General features: G+C 63.8%; 20 protein-coding genes. All 20 read left to right on the forward strand.

The genetic code is table 11. From position 1 onward, the window contains the following. Positions 1–85 precede the first annotated feature (85 nt). The 20 genes from L6D80_RS01265 (at position 86) to flhB (ending at position 18,143) form a co-directional block, all read left to right on the forward strand. Positions 86–1,306, forward strand: a complete 1,221-nt coding sequence (locus L6D80_RS01265) for a sensor histidine kinase (protein ID WP_176514431.1) — start codon at positions 86–88, stop codon at positions 1,304–1,306. Continuing rightward, entirely contained in the window at positions 1,303–2,664 is a 1,362-nt protein-coding gene (locus L6D80_RS01270; RefSeq protein ID WP_054900063.1) for a sigma-54-dependent transcriptional regulator, read from the forward strand. Before L6D80_RS01265 ends, L6D80_RS01270 begins: the two co-directional genes overlap by 4 nt. A gap of 129 nt (positions 2,665–2,793) precedes the next feature. After that, on the forward strand, positions 2,794–3,126 hold the full coding sequence (gene fliE / locus L6D80_RS01275) for a flagellar hook-basal body complex protein FliE (RefSeq protein ID WP_054900062.1): 333 nt from the start codon (positions 2,794–2,796) through the stop codon (positions 3,124–3,126). A gap of 15 nt (positions 3,127–3,141) precedes the next feature. Continuing rightward, positions 3,142–4,920 (forward strand): flagellar basal-body MS-ring/collar protein FliF, encoded by a 1,779-nt coding sequence (gene fliF / locus L6D80_RS01280; protein ID WP_054900061.1) that lies wholly within the window; start codon positions 3,142–3,144, stop codon positions 4,918–4,920. After that, complete coding sequence (gene fliG / locus L6D80_RS01285; protein WP_054900060.1) at positions 4,913–5,932, forward strand: flagellar motor switch protein FliG; 1,020 nt, start codon at positions 4,913–4,915, stop codon at positions 5,930–5,932. Before fliF ends, fliG begins: the two co-directional genes overlap by 8 nt. A 165-nt stretch (positions 5,933–6,097) precedes the next feature. Beyond that, positions 6,098–6,862 (forward strand): flagellar assembly protein FliH, encoded by a 765-nt coding sequence (gene fliH / locus L6D80_RS01290; protein WP_054900059.1) that lies wholly within the window; start codon positions 6,098–6,100, stop codon positions 6,860–6,862. Next, a complete protein-coding gene (gene fliI, locus L6D80_RS01295; protein ID WP_054900058.1) occupies positions 6,852–8,210 on the forward strand; it encodes a flagellar protein export ATPase FliI in 1,359 nt (452 codons plus the stop codon). The genes fliH and fliI overlap by 11 nt, the downstream gene beginning before the upstream one ends. A gap of 6 nt (positions 8,211–8,216) precedes the next feature. Continuing rightward, positions 8,217–8,669, forward strand: a complete 453-nt coding sequence (gene fliJ / locus L6D80_RS01300) for a flagellar export protein FliJ (protein ID WP_054900057.1) — start codon at positions 8,217–8,219, stop codon at positions 8,667–8,669. A gap of 158 nt (positions 8,670–8,827) precedes the next feature. Then, positions 8,828–9,133 carry an STAS domain-containing protein gene (locus L6D80_RS01305; protein WP_054900056.1) on the forward strand — a complete coding sequence of 102 codons (306 nt, stop codon included), beginning with the start codon at positions 8,828–8,830 and terminating at the stop codon, positions 9,131–9,133. An 8-nt stretch (positions 9,134–9,141) separates the two neighbouring features. Then, the gene (locus L6D80_RS01310; RefSeq protein WP_176514481.1) at positions 9,142–10,833 is read left to right on the forward strand and encodes a fused response regulator/phosphatase; all 1,692 of its coding nucleotides are present in this window, start codon (positions 9,142–9,144) and stop codon (positions 10,831–10,833) included. A 60-nt stretch (positions 10,834–10,893) separates the two neighbouring features. Then, complete coding sequence (locus L6D80_RS01315) at positions 10,894–11,241, forward strand: Hpt domain-containing protein (protein WP_054900054.1); 348 nt, start codon at positions 10,894–10,896, stop codon at positions 11,239–11,241. A gap of 71 nt (positions 11,242–11,312) precedes the next feature. Further along, positions 11,313–12,614, forward strand: a complete 1,302-nt coding sequence (locus L6D80_RS01320; RefSeq protein ID WP_176514429.1) for a flagellar hook-length control protein FliK — start codon at positions 11,313–11,315, stop codon at positions 12,612–12,614. A gap of 116 nt (positions 12,615–12,730) precedes the next feature. Further along, complete coding sequence (gene fliL / locus L6D80_RS01325) at positions 12,731–13,225, forward strand: flagellar basal body-associated protein FliL (RefSeq protein ID WP_054900052.1); 495 nt, start codon at positions 12,731–12,733, stop codon at positions 13,223–13,225. A 9-nt stretch (positions 13,226–13,234) separates the two neighbouring features. Next, the gene (gene fliM / locus L6D80_RS01330) at positions 13,235–14,203 is read left to right on the forward strand and encodes a flagellar motor switch protein FliM (protein WP_054900051.1); all 969 of its coding nucleotides are present in this window, start codon (positions 13,235–13,237) and stop codon (positions 14,201–14,203) included. 47 nt (positions 14,204–14,250) lie between these two features. Beyond that, entirely contained in the window at positions 14,251–14,715 is a 465-nt protein-coding gene (gene fliN, locus L6D80_RS01335; protein WP_054900117.1) for a flagellar motor switch protein FliN, read from the forward strand. 12 nt (positions 14,716–14,727) lie between these two features. Next, positions 14,728–15,168, forward strand: coding sequence for a flagellar biosynthetic protein FliO (gene fliO / locus L6D80_RS01340; RefSeq protein ID WP_176514479.1), 441 nt, complete (start codon positions 14,728–14,730; stop codon positions 15,166–15,168). Then, on the forward strand, positions 15,168–15,923 hold the full coding sequence (fliP, locus tag L6D80_RS01345) for a flagellar type III secretion system pore protein FliP (protein WP_054900050.1): 756 nt from the start codon (positions 15,168–15,170) through the stop codon (positions 15,921–15,923). The genes fliO and fliP overlap by 1 nt, the downstream gene beginning before the upstream one ends. 21 nt (positions 15,924–15,944) lie before the next feature. Next, positions 15,945–16,214 (forward strand): flagellar biosynthesis protein FliQ, encoded by a 270-nt coding sequence (fliQ, locus tag L6D80_RS01350; protein ID WP_054900049.1) that lies wholly within the window; start codon positions 15,945–15,947, stop codon positions 16,212–16,214. Between the two features lie 7 nt (positions 16,215–16,221). Next, on the forward strand, positions 16,222–16,998 hold the full coding sequence (fliR, locus tag L6D80_RS01355) for a flagellar biosynthetic protein FliR (RefSeq protein ID WP_054900048.1): 777 nt from the start codon (positions 16,222–16,224) through the stop codon (positions 16,996–16,998). Between the two features lie 2 nt (positions 16,999–17,000). Beyond that, complete coding sequence (gene flhB, locus L6D80_RS01360) at positions 17,001–18,143, forward strand: flagellar biosynthesis protein FlhB (RefSeq protein ID WP_054900047.1); 1,143 nt, start codon at positions 17,001–17,003, stop codon at positions 18,141–18,143. Positions 18,144–18,148 lie beyond the last annotated feature (5 nt).

The raw sequence follows: 18,148 nt of genomic DNA on the forward strand, positions 1-18,148 counted from the left end.
ACAAACCCCCATCCCCGGCACGGCTATTGCTATACCGCTGGCACCATACCGTTTTTATGACGGTCAGCCACGCGAGTAAAGCACGATGCCCCAGGCCGCCCACTTTTCCCGAGTCCCTGATCCGCAGGGGCGTACCCCGGTCGAACAGGAGAGTCGACAAGGGCTGGAGCAGGCATTCGCCCTGTTCAACCAGGTGTCCACGCAGCTCAACCAGTCCTACAGCATGCTCGAGGCCCGCGTCAGCGAGCTCAAGGGTGAGCTGGCGGTGGTCGGTGCGCAGCGCATGGACGAGTTGAGCGAGAAGGAACGCCTGGCTAATCGCTTGCAGAACCTGTTGGACTTGCTGCCTGGCGGGGTGATCGTGATCGATGATCAAGGGCGGGTGCGTGAAGCCAACCCGGCGGCCTGTGAATTGCTGGGCGAACCCTTGCTCGGCCAGCTGTGGCGCCAGGTGATCGCCCGCAGCTTTGCCCCGCGCAAGGACGACGGGCACGAGGTGTCACTGCGTGATGGCCGCCGCCTGTCGATTGCCACTCGCTCGCTGGATGCCGAGCCCGGGCAATTGGTGCTGCTCAACGACCTGACTGAAACCCGTCGCCTGCAAGACCAGCTGGCGCGCCACGAGCGTTTATCGTCGCTGGGGCGTATGGTCGCCTCGCTGGCCCACCAGATCCGTACACCGTTGTCGGCTGCCATGCTCTATGCCAGTCATCTGGCCGACGGCGAGCGCGAGCTCGCGCCCGAAACCCGTCAACGTTTTGCCGGCAGCCTCAAGGAGCGCTTGCATGAGCTGGAACACCAGGTGCGTGACATGCTGGTGTTCGCCCGCGGGGAGCTGCCGCTGGGCGATCGGCTGACCCCGAAAGCCTTGTTCCAGGCCCTGCAGCAGGCGGCCCAGTCCCACGTCCAGGGCCATGCCGTGCGCTGGCAATGCGACAGCCACCTGGGCGAGTTGTTGTGTAACCGCGATACCTTGGTCGGGGCGCTGCTCAATTTGATTGAAAATGCGCTGCAAGCCAGCGGCGCTGCGGCGCGGATCAAGGTGCACCTGTACCGTCGCGAGAACACTTTGCACCTGTGCGTCAGTGACGCCGGCAGTGGCATCGATGCGCAGCTGCTGGGGCGTCTTGGCGAACCGTTTCTGACCACCAAGGCTACCGGCACCGGGCTTGGGCTGGCAGTGGTCAAGGCCGTGGTGCGTGCGCACCAGGGCAAGCTGCAGTTGCGCTCGAAGGTGGGGCGTGGCACCTGCGCCAGGGTGGAGTTGCCGCTGATCGACGGGCAGCCCGCGGAGGGCGTGCAATGATCAAGGTGTTGCTGGTCGAGGATGACCGCGCGTTGCGCCAGGCGCTGGGCGATACCCTGGAAATAGGCGGGTTTGCCTACCGCGCCGTCGGCAGTGCCGAGGAGGCGCTGGAGGCGGTGCACGGCGAACTGTTCAGCCTGGTGGTCAGTGACGTGAACATGCCGGGGATGGATGGGCATCAGTTGCTGGCCCAGTTGCGCCGCCATTACCCGCAGTTGCCGGTGCTGCTGATGACTGCCCACGCGGCCGTGGAGCGCGCTGTTGAAGCCATGCGCCAGGGGGCGGTGGATTACCTGGTCAAGCCATTTGAGCCCAAGGCGCTGCTTAGCCTGGTCGAGCGCCATGCTGCCGGCCGCCTGAGTACGGCCGATGAAGAAGGCCCTGTGGCCTGTGAAGCCGCCAGTCGCCAGTTGCTGGAGCTGGCGGCACGGGTAGCCCGCAGCGATTCGACCGTGCTGATCTCGGGCGAGTCGGGCACGGGCAAGGAAGTGCTGGCGCGCTACATCCACCAGCAATCACCCCGGTCGGCGCAGCCCTTTGTCGCGATCAACTGCGCGGCCATTCCAGACAACATGCTCGAGGCTACCTTGTTCGGCCATGAGAAGGGCGCCTTCACCGGCGCGATCGCCGCCCAGGCCGGCAAGTTCGAGCAGGCCGAAGGCGGCACCTTGCTCCTCGATGAGATTTCCGAAATGCCGTTGGGGTTGCAGGCCAAGCTGCTCCGTGTATTGCAGGAGCGCGAGGTCGAGCGGGTAGGCGGGCGCAAGCCCATTGCCCTGGATATCCGCGTGCTGGCCACCACCAACCGTGACATGGCGGGTGAGGTCGCGGCCGGGCGCTTCCGCGAAGACCTGTACTATCGGCTGTCGGTATTCCCCCTGGCGTGGCAGCCGCTGCGCGCGCGCAGTGGCGATATTCTGCCCTTGGCAGAGCGGCTGCTAGCCCGGCATGTCGCCAAGATGAAACATGCGCCGGTTCGCCTTTCCAAGGCGGCGCAGGCCTGCCTGCAGGCCTATGCCTGGCCGGGCAATGTGCGCGAACTGGATAACGCCTTGCAGCGTGCGCTGATCTTGCAGCAGGGCGGCGTGATCGAGGCGGCGGATTTCTGTCTGGAGGGTGCCATTCCCTTGTCGGCTGGCAGTACGCCAGCAGTTGCCGAAGAGGCAGACGAAAGCGCGGGCCTGGGTGATGACATGCGCCGTCACGAATTCCAGATGATCATCGATACCTTGCGCGCCGAGCGCGGCCGCCGCAAAGAGGCGGCTGAGCGACTGGGCATCAGCCCTCGGACCTTGCGCTACAAGCTGGCGCAGATGCGCGATGCCGGTTTCGACGTCGAGGCCAGCCTGTTCGGCTGACAGGCTGCGCCCGCAGAGGTGTCTGCCCACGGGCAGGTGATGTTTTCAAAGGCTGGCACCTTTGTTGCTTTACACGAGCTACCCGCCGCATGAGTGTCAAAAAAATGCGGCCGCCGGAGAGAGAAGTTCATGACCCAAGGTGTTGAATTCAATCGTCTGATGTTGGACATGCGTGCCATGCAGGCTGATGCCATGTCGTTGCCCAAAGCCACGGCCGCCCCAGAGTTGGCGCCGGGCCAAAGCAGCTTTGCCGACATGCTTGGCCAGGCCATCGGCAAGGTGCATGAAACTCAGCAGGCCTCGACCCAGCTCGCCAATGCCTTCGAAATTGGCAAGAGCGGTGTCGACCTGACCGACGTGATGATCGCCTCGCAGAAGGCCAGCGTTTCCATGCAGGCGTTGACCCAGGTACGCAACAAGCTGGTCCAGGCGTACCAGGACATCATGCAGATGCCGGTTTGAGGACGGAAGTAAGTCATGGCTGAAGCAGTCGTCGATAACGCGCCCGCCAAAAGTGGCTCGCCAGCACCCAAGCCGCCACTGTTCGGCATGGCGTTTCTGGAAAACATCTCGCAGATGCCCATGCTGCGCCAGGTTGGCCTTCTGGTCGGGTTGGCGGCGAGCGTGGCGATCGGCTTTGCCGTGGTGCTGTGGTCGCAGCAGCCGGACTACCGCCCGCTGTACGGCAGCCTGGCGGGCATGGACACCAAGCAGGTCATGGAAACCCTGGCCGCTGCCGATATCCCCTATAACGTCGAGCCCAATTCCGGTGCTCTGCTGGTCAAGGCCGACGACCTCTCCCGCGCGCGCCTGAAACTGGCAGCCGCCGGCGTGGCACCCAGCGATGGCAATGTCGGCTTCGAGCTGCTGGACAAGGAGCAGGGGCTGGGCACCAGCCAGTTCATGGAAGCCACCCGTTACCGCCGCAGCCTTGAGGGCGAGCTGGCCCGGACCGTTTCCAGCCTGAACAACGTCAAGGCTGCCCGCGTGCACCTGGCGATCCCGAAAAGCTCGGTGTTCGTGCGCGATGAGCGCAAGCCAAGCGCGTCGGTACTGGTCGAGCTGTACCCCGGCCGCGCCCTGGAAGCCGGCCAGGTGATGGCGATCGTCAACCTGGTCGCCACCAGCGTGCCAGAACTGGACAAGTCGCAAGTTACCGTGGTGGACCAGAAGGGCAACCTGCTTTCCGACCAGTTGCAAGACACCGCATTGACCATGGCCGGCAAACAATTCGATTACAGCCGCCGCATGGAAGGCATGCTCACCCAGCGGGTGCACAACATTCTGCAGCCGGTGCTGGGCAACGACCGCTACAAGGCCGAAGTGTCTGCCGACCTGGACTTCAGTGCGGTGGAGTCGACCTCCGAACAGTTCAATCCGGACCAGCCGGCGCTGCGCAGCGAGCAGTCGGTGAACGAGCAGCGCTCCAGCAGCTCGGGCCCGCAAGGCGTGCCGGGGGCGCTGAGCAACCAGCCGCCAGCCGGTGCCTCTGCACCGGAAAATGCCACCACTGCCGCGCCTGCCGCCGGTGCCATCCAGCCTGGCCAGCCGCTGGTGGATGCCAACGGCCAGCAGATCATGGACCCGGCCACCGGCCAGCCCATGCTCGCGCCATACCCGGCCGACAAGCGTCTGCAAACCACCAAGAACTTCGAGCTGGACCGCTCCATCAGCCACACCCGCCAGCAGCAGGGTCGCCTGACGCGCCTGTCGGTGGCAGTGGTGGTCGATGACCAGGTCAAGGTCGACGCCAGTGGCGAGACCACCCGCGCCCCTTGGGGGGCCGAAGACCTGGCGCGCTTCACCCGCCTGGTACAGGACGCCGTGGGCTTCGATGCCAGCCGTGGCGACAGTGTGACGGTGATCAACGTGCCGTTCGCCGCCGACCGTGGCGAAGAGATTGCCGACATCGCCTTCTATCAGCAGCCGTGGTTCTGGGACATCGTCAAGCAGGTGCTGGGCGTGGTGTTCATCCTGGTGCTGGTGTTCGGGGTACTGCGCCCGGTGCTCAACAACATCACAGGCGGCGGCAAGCAAGCTACCGCGACGGACAGCGACATGGAGCTGGGCGGCATGATCGGTCTGGATGGCGAACTGGCCAACGACCGCGTCAGCCTGGGTGGCCCGACAAGCATTCTGTTGCCAAGCCCGAGCGAGGGTTACGAGGCGCAGCTCAACGCAATCAAAGGCCTGGTGGCCGAAGACCCGGGTCGCGTGGCTCAGGTCGTGAAAGAGTGGATCAACGCCGATGAGTGATAACCGAGCCGTTACCGCCAAGCTGAGCCGCACTGACAAAGCGGCGATCCTCCTGCTGTCGCTGGGTGAGACCGATGCCGCCCAGGTGCTGCGGCACATGGGCCCGAAGGAAGTGCAGCGGGTCGGTGTGGCCATGGCGCAGATGGGCAACGTGCACCGCGAGCAGGTCGAGCAGGTGATGAGTGAGTTCGTCGAGATCGTCGGCGACCAGACCAGCCTGGGCGTCGGCTCCGATGGCTATATCCGCAAGATGCTCAACCAGGCCTTGGGCGAGGACAAGGCCAACGGCCTGATCGACCGCATCCTGCTGGGGGGCAACACCAGCGGCCTGGACAGCCTCAAGTGGATGGAGCCGCGTGCCGTGGCCGATGTCATCCGCTTCGAGCACCCGCAGATCCAGGCGATTGTGGTCGCCTACCTGGACCCCGACCAGGCCGGTGAGGTGCTGAGCAACTTCGACCACAAGGTGCGCCTGGACATCATCCTGCGGGTGTCGTCGCTCAACACCGTACAACCGGCAGCACTCAAGGAACTGAACCAGATCCTGGAGAAGCAGTTCTCGGGCAATTCCAATGCGGCACGCACCACGCTGGGCGGTATCAAGCGTGCAGCCGACATCATGAACTTCCTCGACAGCTCGGTGGAAGGTGCGCTGATGGACTCGATCCGCGAAATCGACAACGACCTGTCGGAGCAGATCGAAGACCTGATGTTCGTCTTCAACAACCTGGCCGACGTCGACGACCGCGGCATCCAGGCCCTGCTGCGCGAAGTGTCCTCCGATGTGCTGGTGGTTTCGCTCAAGGGTGCCGACGAGCGGGTCAAGGACAAGATCTTCAAGAACATGTCCAAGCGTGCCTCGGAACTGCTGCGCGACGACCTCGAGGCCAAAGGCCCGGTGCGTGTCAGCGACGTGGAAACGGCGCAGAAGGAAATCCTCACCATTGCCCGCCGCATGGCCGAGGCCGGCGAGATTGTGCTCGGTGGCAAGGGCGCCGAGGAAATGATCTAAGACGCAGGCCTATCGACCGCCGTGGATCCCTGTGGGTGCGGGCTTGCCCCGCAACACCGGCAAAGCCGGTGCCATTCACCGCAGCGTCTGCTTCGCCGGACAGGCCCGCTTGCACAGGGGCCAAGCCTGCCTCCTTATCGAACAGGGTTCTGAGTACCTGAGAACATGCCCACCAAAGAATCCCACCCCAGCGACCTGATCCGCGCCCGCGACCTTGAGGGCGTCGACGTCTGGGCATTGCCCAGCTTCGACCCCGAGCCTGCACCGGAGCCTGAGCCGGAACCCGAGGTCATCGAGGACGAAGTCGAGGAAGTGCCGCTGGAGGAAGTCCAGCCGCTCACTCTCGAGGACCTCGAGGCGATCCGCCAGGAGGCCTACAACGAGGGCTTTGCCACGGGTGAGCGCGAGGGCTTTCACAGCACCCAGCTCAAGGTGCGCCAGGAAGCCGAGGAAGCGCTCAATGCCAAGCTCGCCAGCCTGGAGCAGCTGATGGAGCACCTGCTGGAGCCGATCGCCGAGCAGGACACGCAGATAGAAAAGGCCTTGGTGCACCTGGTCTCGCACATGGCGCGTCAGGTCATAGGTCGCGAACTGCGCAGCGACTCCAGCCAGATTACCCAGGTGCTGCGCGAGGCACTGAAGTTGCTGCCAATGGGCGCGGAAAACATCCGCATCCATCTCAACCCGCAAGACTTCGAGCTGGCCAAGGCGCTGCGCGAGCGCCATGAGGAAAGCTGGAAGCTGCTTGAGGATGACGCGCTGTTGCCGGGCGGTTGCCGTATCGAAACCGCGCACAGCCGCATCGACGCAAGCATGGAAACCCGTATCGAAAAGGCCGTGGCGCAGCTGTTCGACCAGCTTCACGATCAATCCCTGCATCCGGCGGCGCCGGATGTTTCCATCGAGCTGGGCGCCGACGATGCGCCTTGAACGCACCAGCTTCGGCAAACGCCTGGGGGGGTATGCCGAGGCGATCAAGCTGCCCGTGCAACCGGTGGTCGAAGGGCGCCTGCTGCGCATGGTCGGCCTCACCCTCGAGGCTGAGGGCCTGCGCGCAGCAGTGGGCGGGCGCTGCCTGGTGATCAACGACGACAGTTACCATCCGGTGCAGGTCGAAGCCGAAGTCATGGGGTTTGCTGGCAACAAGGTGTTCCTCATGCCGGTGGGCAGCATCGCCGGCATCGCGCCTGGAGCGCGCGTGGTGCCGTTGGACGACAGCGGCCGCCTGCCCATGGGCATGAGCATGCTCGGCCGGGTCCTGGATGGTGCCGGACGGGCGCTGGACGGCAAGGGCGGGATGAAGGCCGAGGATTGGGTGCCGATGGACGGCCCGATCATCAACCCACTGAACCGTGATCCGATCAGTCAGCCGCTGGATGTGGGCATTCGCAGCATCAATGGGTTGCTCACCGTTGGTCGTGGTCAGCGCCTGGGGCTGTTCGCCGGTACCGGTGTGGGTAAATCCGTGCTGCTGGGCATGATGACCCGCTTTACCGAAGCCGAAATCATCGTGGTAGGCCTGATTGGCGAGCGGGGTCGCGAGGTGAAGGAGTTCATCGAGCACATCCTGGGCGAAGAGGGCCTCAAACGCTCGGTGGTGGTCGCATCCCCCGCTGACGACGCGCCGCTGATGCGCTTGCGCGCAGCCATGTACTGCACGCGCATCGCGGAGTACTTCCGCGACAAGGGCAAGAACGTCCTGCTGTTGATGGATTCGCTGACCCGCTTTGCCCAGGCCCAGCGTGAGATTGCCCTTGCCATTGGCGAGCCGCCGGCCACCCGTGGCTACCCGCCGTCGGTGTTTGCCAAGCTGCCCAAGCTGGTGGAGCGGGCCGGCAATGGCGAGCCGGGTGGCGGTTCGATCACGGCGTTCTATACGGTGTTGTCCGAAGGCGACGACCAGCAAGACCCGATCGCCGACTCAGCGCGTGGCGTGCTCGACGGGCACTTTGTGTTGTCCCGGCGGCTGGCCGAAGAGGGCCATTACCCGGCCATCGACATCGAAGCCTCGATCAGCCGGGTCATGCCCCAGGTGGTCGATGCCGACCACCTGCGCCAGGCGCAGAAGTTCAAGCAATTGTGGTCGCGCCTGTCGCAAAGCCGCGACCTGATCAGCGTCGGCGCCTACGTCGCCGGGGGCGACCCGGAGACTGACCTGGCCATTGCCCTGCAGCCCAAGCTGGTGGAGTTCCTGCGCCAAGGGCTGGATGAAAATGTTGGCATCGGCCAGAGCCGCCAGCAGTTGGGGGCAATCTTCACGCCTCCGGCGAACGGTTGATAGGCGATGAGCGTATCCAGCCGTGCAGCGCGCCTGGCGCCTGTGGTGCAAATGGCCGAAGAGGCCGAGCGCAAGGCTGCCCAGCGCCTGGGGCATTTCCAGCAACTGGTGGCCCAGGCGCAGGCCAAGCTCACCGAGCTGGAGAGCTTTCGTGAAGGCTATCAGGCGCAATGGATCGATCGCGGCGGCCAGGGCGTCAACGGCAGCTGGCTGGTCAACTACCAGCGTTTTCTGGGGCAGCTTGAAACAGCCATGACCCAGCAGCGCCAGAGCCTGATCTGGCACCAGAACAACCTCAAGAATGCCCGTGGCACCTGGCAACAGGCCTATGCCCGGGTGGAAGGGTTGCGCAAGCTGGTGCAGCGCTACATGGAAGAGGCACGGCGGGCCGAGGACAAGCGCGAGCAGCGTCTGCTGGATGAACTCTCGCAGCGGTTGCCAAGGCAGGGGCATCTGTAGCCGGGCAAGCCTGCTACCACAGGATTTGCGTCTACTTTTGCTGTGGGGTCCGGCTTGTCGGCGACTAAGCCAGGGCAGGCAGCCTCAATTTGCGAGGGGCGCAACTGCCTGCTAAACCTTCAAGAGTTGCATTCGCCATCATCGAAGGAATCGCTAGCATGGCAGTCGAGACCGATTTTTCGCAGGACGGAAAAAAGCTCACGATCAAGATCAAGGGGCGCTTCGATTTCGGTAAGCATCAGGAATTTCGCGATGCCTACGAACGTCAGTCCAGGCGGCCCGACTCGGTGGTGGTCGACCTGAAAGACACCACGTACCTGGACAGCTCCGCGCTCGGCATGCTGCTGTTGCTGCGTGATCATGCCGGTGGTGATGATTCAGATGTGCGCGTGGTGCATGCCAGCTCAGACGTGCGCAAGATCTTGGCGATCTCCAATTTTGAAAAGCTGTTCGATATCAGTTGAGTGCCCAGGTGGAGCCCGCGCAGGCATTGACCGTGCTGGTGGCCGAGGACGGGGCGACCGATCGCCTGCTGCTGGCGCAGATCGTGCGGCGGCAGGGGCACCAGGTGTTCACCGCGGAAAACGGCGAGCAGGCCGTGGCGCTGTTCGCCGAAAAGCGTCCGCACGTGGTCCTGCTCGATGCCCTGATGCCGGTGATGGACGGTTTTGAGGCGGCCCGACAGATCAAGGCGCTGGCCGGCGAGCAGCTGGTGCCGATCATCTTCCTCACCTCATTGAACGAGGAAGAGGCTTTGGTGCGCTGCCTGGAGGCCGGCGGCGACGACTTCATGGCCAAGCCTTACAGTGCGGTGATCCTGGGCGCCAAGATCCGCGCCATGGACCGTTTGCGCCGCCTGCAGGCGACGGTGCTGGCGCAGCGTGACGAAATCACCCGGCACCATCATCACCTGCTCAACGAGCAGCGGGTGGCCAAGGCGGTGTTTGACAAGGTGGCCCACTCCGGCTGCATCACGGCGCCGAACATTCGTTACCTGCAATCACCGTATGCGCTGTTCAACGGCGACTTGTTGCTGGCAGCCTTCACGCCGTCGGGCGACATGCACGTGCTGTTGGGCGATTTTACCGGCCATGGTTTGCCCGCTGCCGTCGGCGCCATGCCCCTGGCGGAAGTGTTCTATGGGATGACTGCGAAAGGGTACGGGCTGCCCCAGCTACTGCGCGAAATGAACGCCAAGCTCAAGCGCATCCTGCCGGTGGACATGTTCTGCTGTGCGCTGCTGCTTAACCTGAGCGTGCAGCGGGGTGCGGTGGAAGTGTGGAATGGTGGCATGCCCGACGGCTATCGGCTGTCGGCCGCTGGTGAGGTGCTCTCGACCCTGGCCTCGCGGCATCTGCCGCTGGGCATTCTGGCGCCCGAGCGCTTCGACGACAGTACCGAGGTACTGCCGCTGGCGGCAGGCGAGCGGCTGTTGCTGTTGTCCGACGGGGTGGTCGACACGGCCGATGAGCACGATTGCCTGTTCGGTGTCGAGCGCTTGCGTGCGGTGCTGGCGGCGAACCGCGATCCAGCGTACCTGTTCGATGAGGTGATGCAGGCGCTGGAACGCTTTGGTGGGCGGCCCCGGGATGACATCAGTCTGTGCGATATCCGCATGTTCACGGCCCAGGAGCGGGTCCCGGCGCCCACGATCTACTCCGACAGCGGGCGCTCCAGCCCGCTGGACTGGTCGCTGGGCTTCGAGTCGCGAGGCGAAAGCCTCAAGCGCTTCAACCCTGTGCCGTATCTGGTGCAGTTGTTGCAGGAGATCCACGGGCTGCGGTCGCGTACCGGTGACCTGCACAGCGTCCTCAGCGAGTTGTATTCCAATGCACTGGAGCACGGGGTGCTGGGTCTGGATTCGCGGCTTAAACGTGATGTGCAGGGGTTTGCCGACTACTATGAGGAACGCGCTCGGCGCCTGCGTGCCCTGGTCGATGGTTTCGTGCGCATTGACCTTAAGGTGGAACCGCACGCGGCAGGTGGGCGTCTGATGATCGAGGTGCGCGACAGTGGCGCAGGGTTCGATGTGCACAAGGTACTGTCGCGCCCGGCCCGTGAGCATGGCCTGAGCGGCCGCGGCCTGAACCTGGTGAGGCGGCTGGGAAGCCACGCCGGTTGGGGTGAGGGTGGCCGTTGCGCCTGGGTGCAGTTCGATTGGTGAGTCGCCTGGTGAGCCGCTTGGCGACTGAGGCATAATCCGGCTTGATCAAGGAGCGAGCAAGTGACTGACATGCATATAGACCACAAGGTGCTCAGTGACCTGCAGGAGGTCATGGAAGATGGCTACCTACAGTTGCTGGAAACCTTTCTGGAAGATTCCGAGCGGCGCCTGGCCCAGTTGCATGGCGCCAGGAATGCCGAGGAGCTCGGCATGGCGGCGCACAGTTTCAAAGGCAGCAGCGGCAACATGGGGGCTGTTGGCCTGGCGCAGTTGTGCCAGCAGTTGGAGGAGCGGGTGAAGGCGCTGCCGCTGTACGGTATCGAAGACCTGATCAACCGCATCGACCAGGAATATCTGGAAGTGCAGCGTTTTTATCGTGCTGAGCGCGAGCGCGTTTCGGCAGGCTGAGCGCGAGTTGGCGCGAGTTTTGCCTGTATGTGCCAGGATGTTTTTTTTGTTCCTGGCGCGGAGACCGTTCAATGCCTGTCGCACCCAACCCTTTGTTGCAAACCAGCACCCTGAGCAAGCCGTCGCGCGCGGGCTCCTCGCTGCTGGACAAGCCGCTGCAGGCGGCAGGTGCGCAGGGCGGTGGCTTCGATCAGGTGATGGCCAGGCAGGGGCGTGATAAGTCGCCTTTGGGCGATGACAAAGGCGCCATGGCCAAGACCAGGGACAAACCCGATGTCGCCCAGGGCGGCAAGAAGGGGGCGGCGATTGCCGATGACGGCAACCCCTTGCCACCCGACGGTACGCCGCAGGCCCCTGCCGATGCCGCGGCAGGCGGCGATTCCAGTTCGTTGGACGCCAACCTTGTGGCTGGCCAGGTCACCGATGCGCAACCCGGTGCGCAACTGTTGCAAGCCCAGGCCGAAGCGGTAGCTCCGGTACTGCAGGCTGCGGTCCAGCAGCCGCAAACCCCGGTCGTCGAGGCCTTGGCGCAGCAGCCAGAGGCCGAAACCTTCGACCCTGACACTGATCCCTTGGCCAATCTGCCTACGCTGCGCCTGGCCCTTGAACAGAGCGCGCAGGCAAAGGGCACCACCTCTGCTCATGCCGCGGACGCTTCCAAGCCTGCGGCCGACGATGGCCAGGCGACCGTCAATCCCTTGGCGGCCCTGCTGGACAAGGTCGAAGCCGAGGCGGCGAAATCGGGAGACGGTGGCGCAGACAAGGCGTTCGGTGCAGTGCTCGAAGAGGGGCTCAAGGACACCAAGCGCGCGGACAGCGATACCCGTGTCGACGACTTCGCCAACCGCCTGGCCAGCCTGACCCAGGCGCCCACGGCGAAGACGGCCAATGCCCTGCCGGTCAACGGCAGCCCATTGCACCAGCCGCTGCCGATGAACCAGAACGCCTGGGCCGAAGGCCTGGTCAACCGGGTCATGTACCTCTCGAGCCAGAACCTCAAGTCGGCGGATATTCAACTGGAGCCGGCCGAGCTTGGCCGCCTGGACATCCGCGTCAACGTGGCGGCGGACCAGAGCACCCAGGTCACGTTCATCAGTGGCCATGCCGGCGTGCGTGATGCGTTGGATAGCCAGGTGCACCGTTTGCGTGAGCTGTTCGCGCAGCAGGGCTTGGCCCAGCCGGACGTCAACGTCGCCGATCAGTCGCGCGGGCAACAGCAGCAGGCCCAGCAGGACGGCGCGCAGCTGTCCGGGGTGGCGGCGCGCCGGGCGCAGAATGGCGGTAGCACAGAGCAGGGTGAGCTTGCCGATGCTGCCCGGCCGGTCGAGCAGCAGGTCGTCATCGGCGACAGTGCGGTCGATTTCTACGCCTGATTGTGTTGCCCGTCCCGCCGATAGGGCTGGGACAGGCAAAACGCTCAATCTGGCATAACACTTGCTCAAGCCACGTCATCCTCCTATGAAACCCCGATGGACGACGGATTATTGGCATGGCGAAGAGCGACGCAGTGAAAGACCCCGCCACTAACGGCAAACTCAAGCTGATCCTGCTGCTGGTGCTGGCCTTGCTCCTGGCGGTCGGCTTGTCGGTGGGTGCCACCTGGTTCTTCATGCACAAGCGCGAGCCGGCGCCGGTCGACCCGACTGCGGCCAGCGTCAAGCCGGCGGCAATCTACGAACCGCTGGCTCCGGCCTTCGTGGTCAACTTCAACCAGAACGGTCGCCAGCGCTACATGCAGGTGAGCATCACCCTGCAAGGTCGCAACCAGGCCGACCTGGATGCTTTGAAGGTGCATATGCCGGTGATCCGCAACAACCTGGTGATGATGTTTTCCGGGCAGGGCTTCGACACCTTGGCCGGCAGCCCGGTAGGGCAGGAGATGCTGCGTCAGAAAGCCACCGCCGTGGTTCAGGAAGTGGCGCAGAAGGAAGTCGGCAAGCCGGTCATCGACCAGCTGCTGTTCACCAATTTCGTATTGCAGTAGGAGTCCGCAATGGCCGTACAGGACCTGCTGTCCCAGGATGAAATCGATGCCTTGTTGCACGGCGTCGACGATGGGCTGGTACAGACCGAGAGCGCTGCCGAGCCCGGCAGCATCAAGAGTTATGACCTGACCAGCCAGGATCGGATCGTACGGGGGCGCATGCCGACCCTCGAGATGATCAACGAGCGTTTCGCCCGCTATACCCGCATCAGCATGTTCAACCTGCTGCGCCGTTCTGCGGACGTGGCCGTGGGTGGCGTGCAGGTCATGAAGTTCGGTGAGTACGTGCATTCGCTGTACGTGCCGACCAGCCTCAACCTGGTGAAGATCAAGCCACTGCGCGGTACTTCGCTGTTCATCCTTGATGCCAAGCTGGTGTTCAAGCTGGTGGACAACTTCTTCGGCGGTGACGGCCGCCACGCCAAGATCGAAGGCCGTGAGTTCACGCCCACCGAGCTGCGAGTGGTGCGCATGGTGCTGGATCAGTGCTTCGTCGACCTCAAGGAAGCCTGGCAGGCGATCATGCCGGTCAACTTCGAGTACATGAACTCCGAGGTCAACCCGGCCATGGCCAACATCGTCGGGCCGAGCGAGGCGGTGGTGGTGTCGACCTTCCATATCGAACTCGATGGCGGCGGCGGTGACCTGCACGTGACCATGCCGTACTCGATGATCGAGCCGGTGCGCGAAATGCTCGATGCCGGTTTCCAGTCCGACCTGGACGACCAGGACGAGCGCTGGGTCAAGGCCCTGCGCGAGGATGTGCTGGATGTTTCCGTGCCGCTGAGCGCCACGGTTGCCCGCCGCCAGCTGAAGCTGCGCGACGTGCTGCACATGCAGCCTGGTGACGTGATCCCGGTGGAGCTGCCGGAGCACCTGGTGCTGCGCGCCAATGGCGTGCCGTCGTTCAAGGCCCGCCTGGGCTCGCACAAGGGCAACCTGGCCCTGCAGATCATTGACCCGATCGAACGCCGCTGACGGCGTGCCGGTCGCTCACTACGAATTGAATGCCTGTCGAGGACATCATGGCTAACGAAAACGAGATCACCTCCCCGGAAGACCAGGCCCTGGCTGACGAATGGGCTGCTGCGCTGGAAGAAACCGGTGACGCCGGCCAGGCCGACATCGATGCCCTGCTGGGCGGTGATACCGGCAACACTGGCGCTGGCCGCCTGCCGATGGAAGAGTTCGCCAGCTCGCCGCGGCCGAAGGAAAACGTCAGCCTCGAAGGCCCGAACCTGGACGTGATCCTGGATATTCCGGTGAACATCTCCATGGAAGTGGGTAGCACCGAGATCAACATCCGCAACCTGCTGCAGCTCAACCAGGGCTCGGTGATCGAGCTCGACCGCCTGGCCGGTGAGCCGCTGGACGTGCTGGTCAATGGCACGCTGATCGCCCATGGCGAAGTGGTCGTGGTCAACGAGAAGTTCGGCATCCGCCTGACCGACGTGATCAGCCCCAGCGAACGCATCAAGAAGCTGCGCTGAGTGAAAGCCGCGATGCGGGCCGTGGCGGCCCTTGCCGCGCTGTTTGCCAGCGAAGTGGTGATCGCCGCGGTGCCGGCTGCACCGGCTGCGGCGCAAACGCCCGCGCCCGGCAGCATGGGGGGGCAGCTGGCGCAAATGGTGTTCGGTTTGCTAGTGGTGGTGGGCCTGATCTTCTTCCTGGCCTGGCTGCTGCGCCGCATGCAGGGCGCCGCACCCAAGGGCGGCCAGGTGATCGAGATCGTTGGCAGCCGCGCCATCGGCCCGCGGGATCGCCTGTTGCTGGTGCAGGTCGGCAAAGAGCAGATTCTTATCGGCCATTCCCCTGGCAGCATCGAGGCCTTGCACGTGCTGGCCGAACCCGTGGAAGTACCTGCCAGCGCCCGCCAGGCGACGCCTGAATTTGCCCAGCGGCTGATGGAGCTGATGGGCAAGGACCAGAAGGACAAGAAGTGATGAGCGGCGCGCTGCGCATGTTGTTGACCCTGGCGCTGCTGCTGGCCGCGCCGTTGGCCTTGGCGGCCGACCCATTGTCGATCCCGGCCATTACCCTGTCCAATGGCCCGGACGGGCAGCAGGAGTATTCGGTCAGCCTGCAGATCCTGCTGATCATGACGGCGCTGAGCTTCATTCCAGCGTTCGTCATCCTGATGACCAGTTTTACCCGGATCATCATCGTCTTTTCGATCCTGCGCCAGGCCCTGGGCCTACAGCAGACGCCGTCGAACCAGGTGCTGACCGGCATGGCGCTGTTCCTCACGATGTTCATCATGGCGCCGGTATTCGACCGGGTGAACCAGGATGCCCTGCAGCCCTACCTGAAGGAGCAGATGACGGCCCAGCAGGCGATCGACAAGGCCCAGGGGCCGCTCAAGGACTTCATGCTGGCGCAGACTCGGCAGAGCGACCTGGACCTGTTCATGCGCCTGTCCAAACGTACCGACATCGCTGGCCCCGACCAGGTACCGCTGACCATCCTGGTGCCGGCGTTCGTCACCTCCGAGCTGAAAACCGCGTTTCAGATCGGCTTCATGATCTTCATCCCATTCCTGATCATCGACATGGTGGTCGCCAGCGTGCTCATGGCCATGGGTATGATGATGCTGTCGCCGTTGATCATCTCGCTGCCGTTCAAGATCATGCTGTTTGTCCTGGTCGATGGCTGGGCGCTGATCATGGGTACCTTGGCTGGCAGTTTCGGCGGCGTCTGACGCCGTCAAGGAGAGTGCTGCATGACACCTGAAGTTGCCGTCGACCTGTTCCGCGATGCCCTCTGGCTGACCACGCTGATGGTTGCCACCCTGGTGGTGCCAAGCCTGTTGGTGGGCCTGATGGTGGCGATGTTCCAGGCGGCCACGCAAATCAACGAACAGACCTTGAGCTTCCTCCCGCGCCTGCTGGTGATGCTGGTGACACTGATCGTGGCCGGGCCCTGGCTGGTGCAGAAGTTCATGGAGTACATCACCGGCCTGTACACCAGCATCCCGCAGCTGATCGGTTGAGACGGGCATGCTGGAGCTGACCGACGCGCAGATCGGCACCTGGGTCGCCACCTTCATCCTGCCGCTGTTCCGGGTAACTGCGGTGCTGATGACCATGCCGATCTTCGGCACCCGCATGCTGCCGGCGCGCATCCGCCTGTACGCAGCCGTGGCCATCACGGTGGTGATCGTGCCGGCGTTGCCACCGTTGCCTGAATTCGACCCGCTGAGCCTGCGCGGCATGTTGCTGTGCGGCGAGCAGATCATCGTCGGGGCGCTGTTCGGCTTCTCGCTGCAGCTGCTGTTTCAAGCCTTTGTCATCGCCGGGCAGATCATCGCGGTGCAGATGGGCATGGCCTTCGCTTCGATGGTCGACCCGGCCAACGGGGTCAACGTCGCGGTGGTCAGCCAGTTCATGACGATGCTGGTAAGCGTGTTGTTCCTGCTGATGAATGGCCACCTCGTGGTATTCGAGGTGCTGACCGAAAGCTTTACCACCTTGCCGGTGGGCAACGCGCTGGTGGTCAACCAGTTCTGGGAAATGGCCGGGCGCCTGAGCTGGGTGTTCGGGGCCGGGCTGCTGCTGATCTTGCCGGCGATCGCCGCGCTGCTGGTGGTGAACATCGCCTTTGGCGTGATGACGCGTGCCGCACCGCAGCTGAACATCTTCTCCATCGGCTTCCCGCTGACCCTGGTGCTGGGCATCGGCATCTTCTGGGTCGGCCTTGCCGATATCCTCTCCCACTACCAGGCATTGGCCAGCGAAGCGCTGCAATGGCTGCGTGAACTGGCAAGGGCGCGCTGAGCATGGCTGAAAGCGAGAGCGGTCAGGACAAGACGGAAGACCCCACCGACAAGCGCAAGCGCGACGCGCGCGAAAAAGGCGAGATTGCCCGCTCCAAAGAGCTGAACACCGTGGCGGTGACCTTGGCGGGCGCCGGGGCATTGCTGGCCTTTGGTGGGTACCTGGCCGAGACGTTGATGACCTTGATGCGGCTCAACTTCTCACTGTCGCGCGAGGTGCTGACGGACGAGCGCTCGATGGGGTTGTTCCTGCTGACCTCCGGCAAGATGGCCATCTGGGCCGTCCAGCCGATATTGATGCTGTTGTTCGTGGTGGCATTGGTGTCGCCCATTGCGCTGGGCGGGTTCATCTTCTCCGGTAGCCTGCTGCAGCCAAAGTTCAGCCGCATGAACCCCTTGTCGGGGATCAAGCGTATGTTTTCGATGAACTCGCTGACCGAGTTGCTCAAAGCGATGGCCAAGTTCCTGGTGATCCTGATCGTGGCGCTGGTGGTGCTCAGCAATGACCGCCAGGCGCTGCTAGCAATTGCCAACGAGCCGCTGGAGCAGGCGATCATCCACAGCGTGCAGGTGGTGGGCTGGAGTGCTTTGTGGATGGCTGCCGGGTTGCTGCTGATTGCGGCGGCAGACGTGCCGTTCCAGCTGTATCAGACGCAAAAGAAGCTGAAGATGACCAAGCAGGAGGTCAAGGACGAGTACAAGGACAGCGAAGGCAAGCCTGAGGTCAAGCAGCGGATCCGCCAGTTGCAGCGTGAGGTGTCGCAGCGGCGCATGATGGCCGCCGTGCCGGAGGCGGATGTGATCATCACCAACCCGACGCACTATGCGGTCGCCCTGCAGTATGACCCGGAGAAGGGCGGGGTGGCCCCCTTGCTGCTGGCCAAGGGCACGGACTTCATTGCCTTGAAGATTCGCGAGATCGGGGTCGAGCACAAGGTGCAGATTCTCGAGTCGCCAGCGCTGGCACGGGCGATCTATTACTCCACCGAGCTTGAACAGGAGATCCCGGCGGGGTTGTACCTGGCGGTGGCGCAGGTGCTGGCGTATGTGTTCCAGATTCGGCAGTACCGGGCGGGCAAGGGTAAGCGGCCAGAGCCGTTGAAGGAAGATCTGCCGATTCCGCCGGATTTGCGCCGTGACCGTTGATCTGC

This window comes from Pseudomonas ceruminis, assembly GCF_021602025.1.
Taxonomy (GTDB): Bacteria; Pseudomonadota; Gammaproteobacteria; order Pseudomonadales; family Pseudomonadaceae; genus Aquipseudomonas; species Aquipseudomonas ceruminis.

Bases quoted from the DNA above. Each gene is read 5' to 3' on its own strand.
- L6D80_RS01265 (WP_176514431.1), top strand. From the start codon at position 86: ATGCCCCAGGCCGCCCACTTTTCCCGAGTCCCTGATCCGCAGGGGCGT.
- L6D80_RS01270 (WP_054900063.1), top strand. From the start codon at position 1,303: ATGATCAAGGTGTTGCTGGTCGAGGATGACCGCGCGTTGCGCCAGGCG.
- fliE (WP_054900062.1), top strand. From the start codon at position 2,794: ATGACCCAAGGTGTTGAATTCAATCGTCTGATGTTGGACATGCGTGCC.
- fliF (WP_054900061.1), top strand. From the start codon at position 3,142: ATGGCTGAAGCAGTCGTCGATAACGCGCCCGCCAAAAGTGGCTCGCCA.
- fliG (WP_054900060.1), top strand. From the start codon at position 4,913: ATGAGTGATAACCGAGCCGTTACCGCCAAGCTGAGCCGCACTGACAAA.
- fliH (WP_054900059.1), top strand. From the start codon at position 6,098: ATGCCCACCAAAGAATCCCACCCCAGCGACCTGATCCGCGCCCGCGAC.
- fliI (WP_054900058.1), top strand. From the start codon at position 6,852: ATGCGCCTTGAACGCACCAGCTTCGGCAAACGCCTGGGGGGGTATGCC.
- fliJ (WP_054900057.1), top strand. From the start codon at position 8,217: ATGAGCGTATCCAGCCGTGCAGCGCGCCTGGCGCCTGTGGTGCAAATG.
- L6D80_RS01305 (WP_054900056.1), top strand. From the start codon at position 8,828: ATGGCAGTCGAGACCGATTTTTCGCAGGACGGAAAAAAGCTCACGATC.
- L6D80_RS01320 (WP_176514429.1), top strand. From the start codon at position 11,313: ATGCCTGTCGCACCCAACCCTTTGTTGCAAACCAGCACCCTGAGCAAG.
- fliL (WP_054900052.1), top strand. From the start codon at position 12,731: ATGGCGAAGAGCGACGCAGTGAAAGACCCCGCCACTAACGGCAAACTC.
- fliM (WP_054900051.1), top strand. From the start codon at position 13,235: ATGGCCGTACAGGACCTGCTGTCCCAGGATGAAATCGATGCCTTGTTG.
- fliN (WP_054900117.1), top strand. From the start codon at position 14,251: ATGGCTAACGAAAACGAGATCACCTCCCCGGAAGACCAGGCCCTGGCT.
- fliO (WP_176514479.1), top strand. From the start codon at position 14,728: ATGCGGGCCGTGGCGGCCCTTGCCGCGCTGTTTGCCAGCGAAGTGGTG.
- fliP (WP_054900050.1), top strand. From the start codon at position 15,168: ATGAGCGGCGCGCTGCGCATGTTGTTGACCCTGGCGCTGCTGCTGGCC.
- fliQ (WP_054900049.1), top strand. From the start codon at position 15,945: ATGACACCTGAAGTTGCCGTCGACCTGTTCCGCGATGCCCTCTGGCTG.
- fliR (WP_054900048.1), top strand. From the start codon at position 16,222: ATGCTGGAGCTGACCGACGCGCAGATCGGCACCTGGGTCGCCACCTTC.
- flhB (WP_054900047.1), top strand. From the start codon at position 17,001: ATGGCTGAAAGCGAGAGCGGTCAGGACAAGACGGAAGACCCCACCGAC.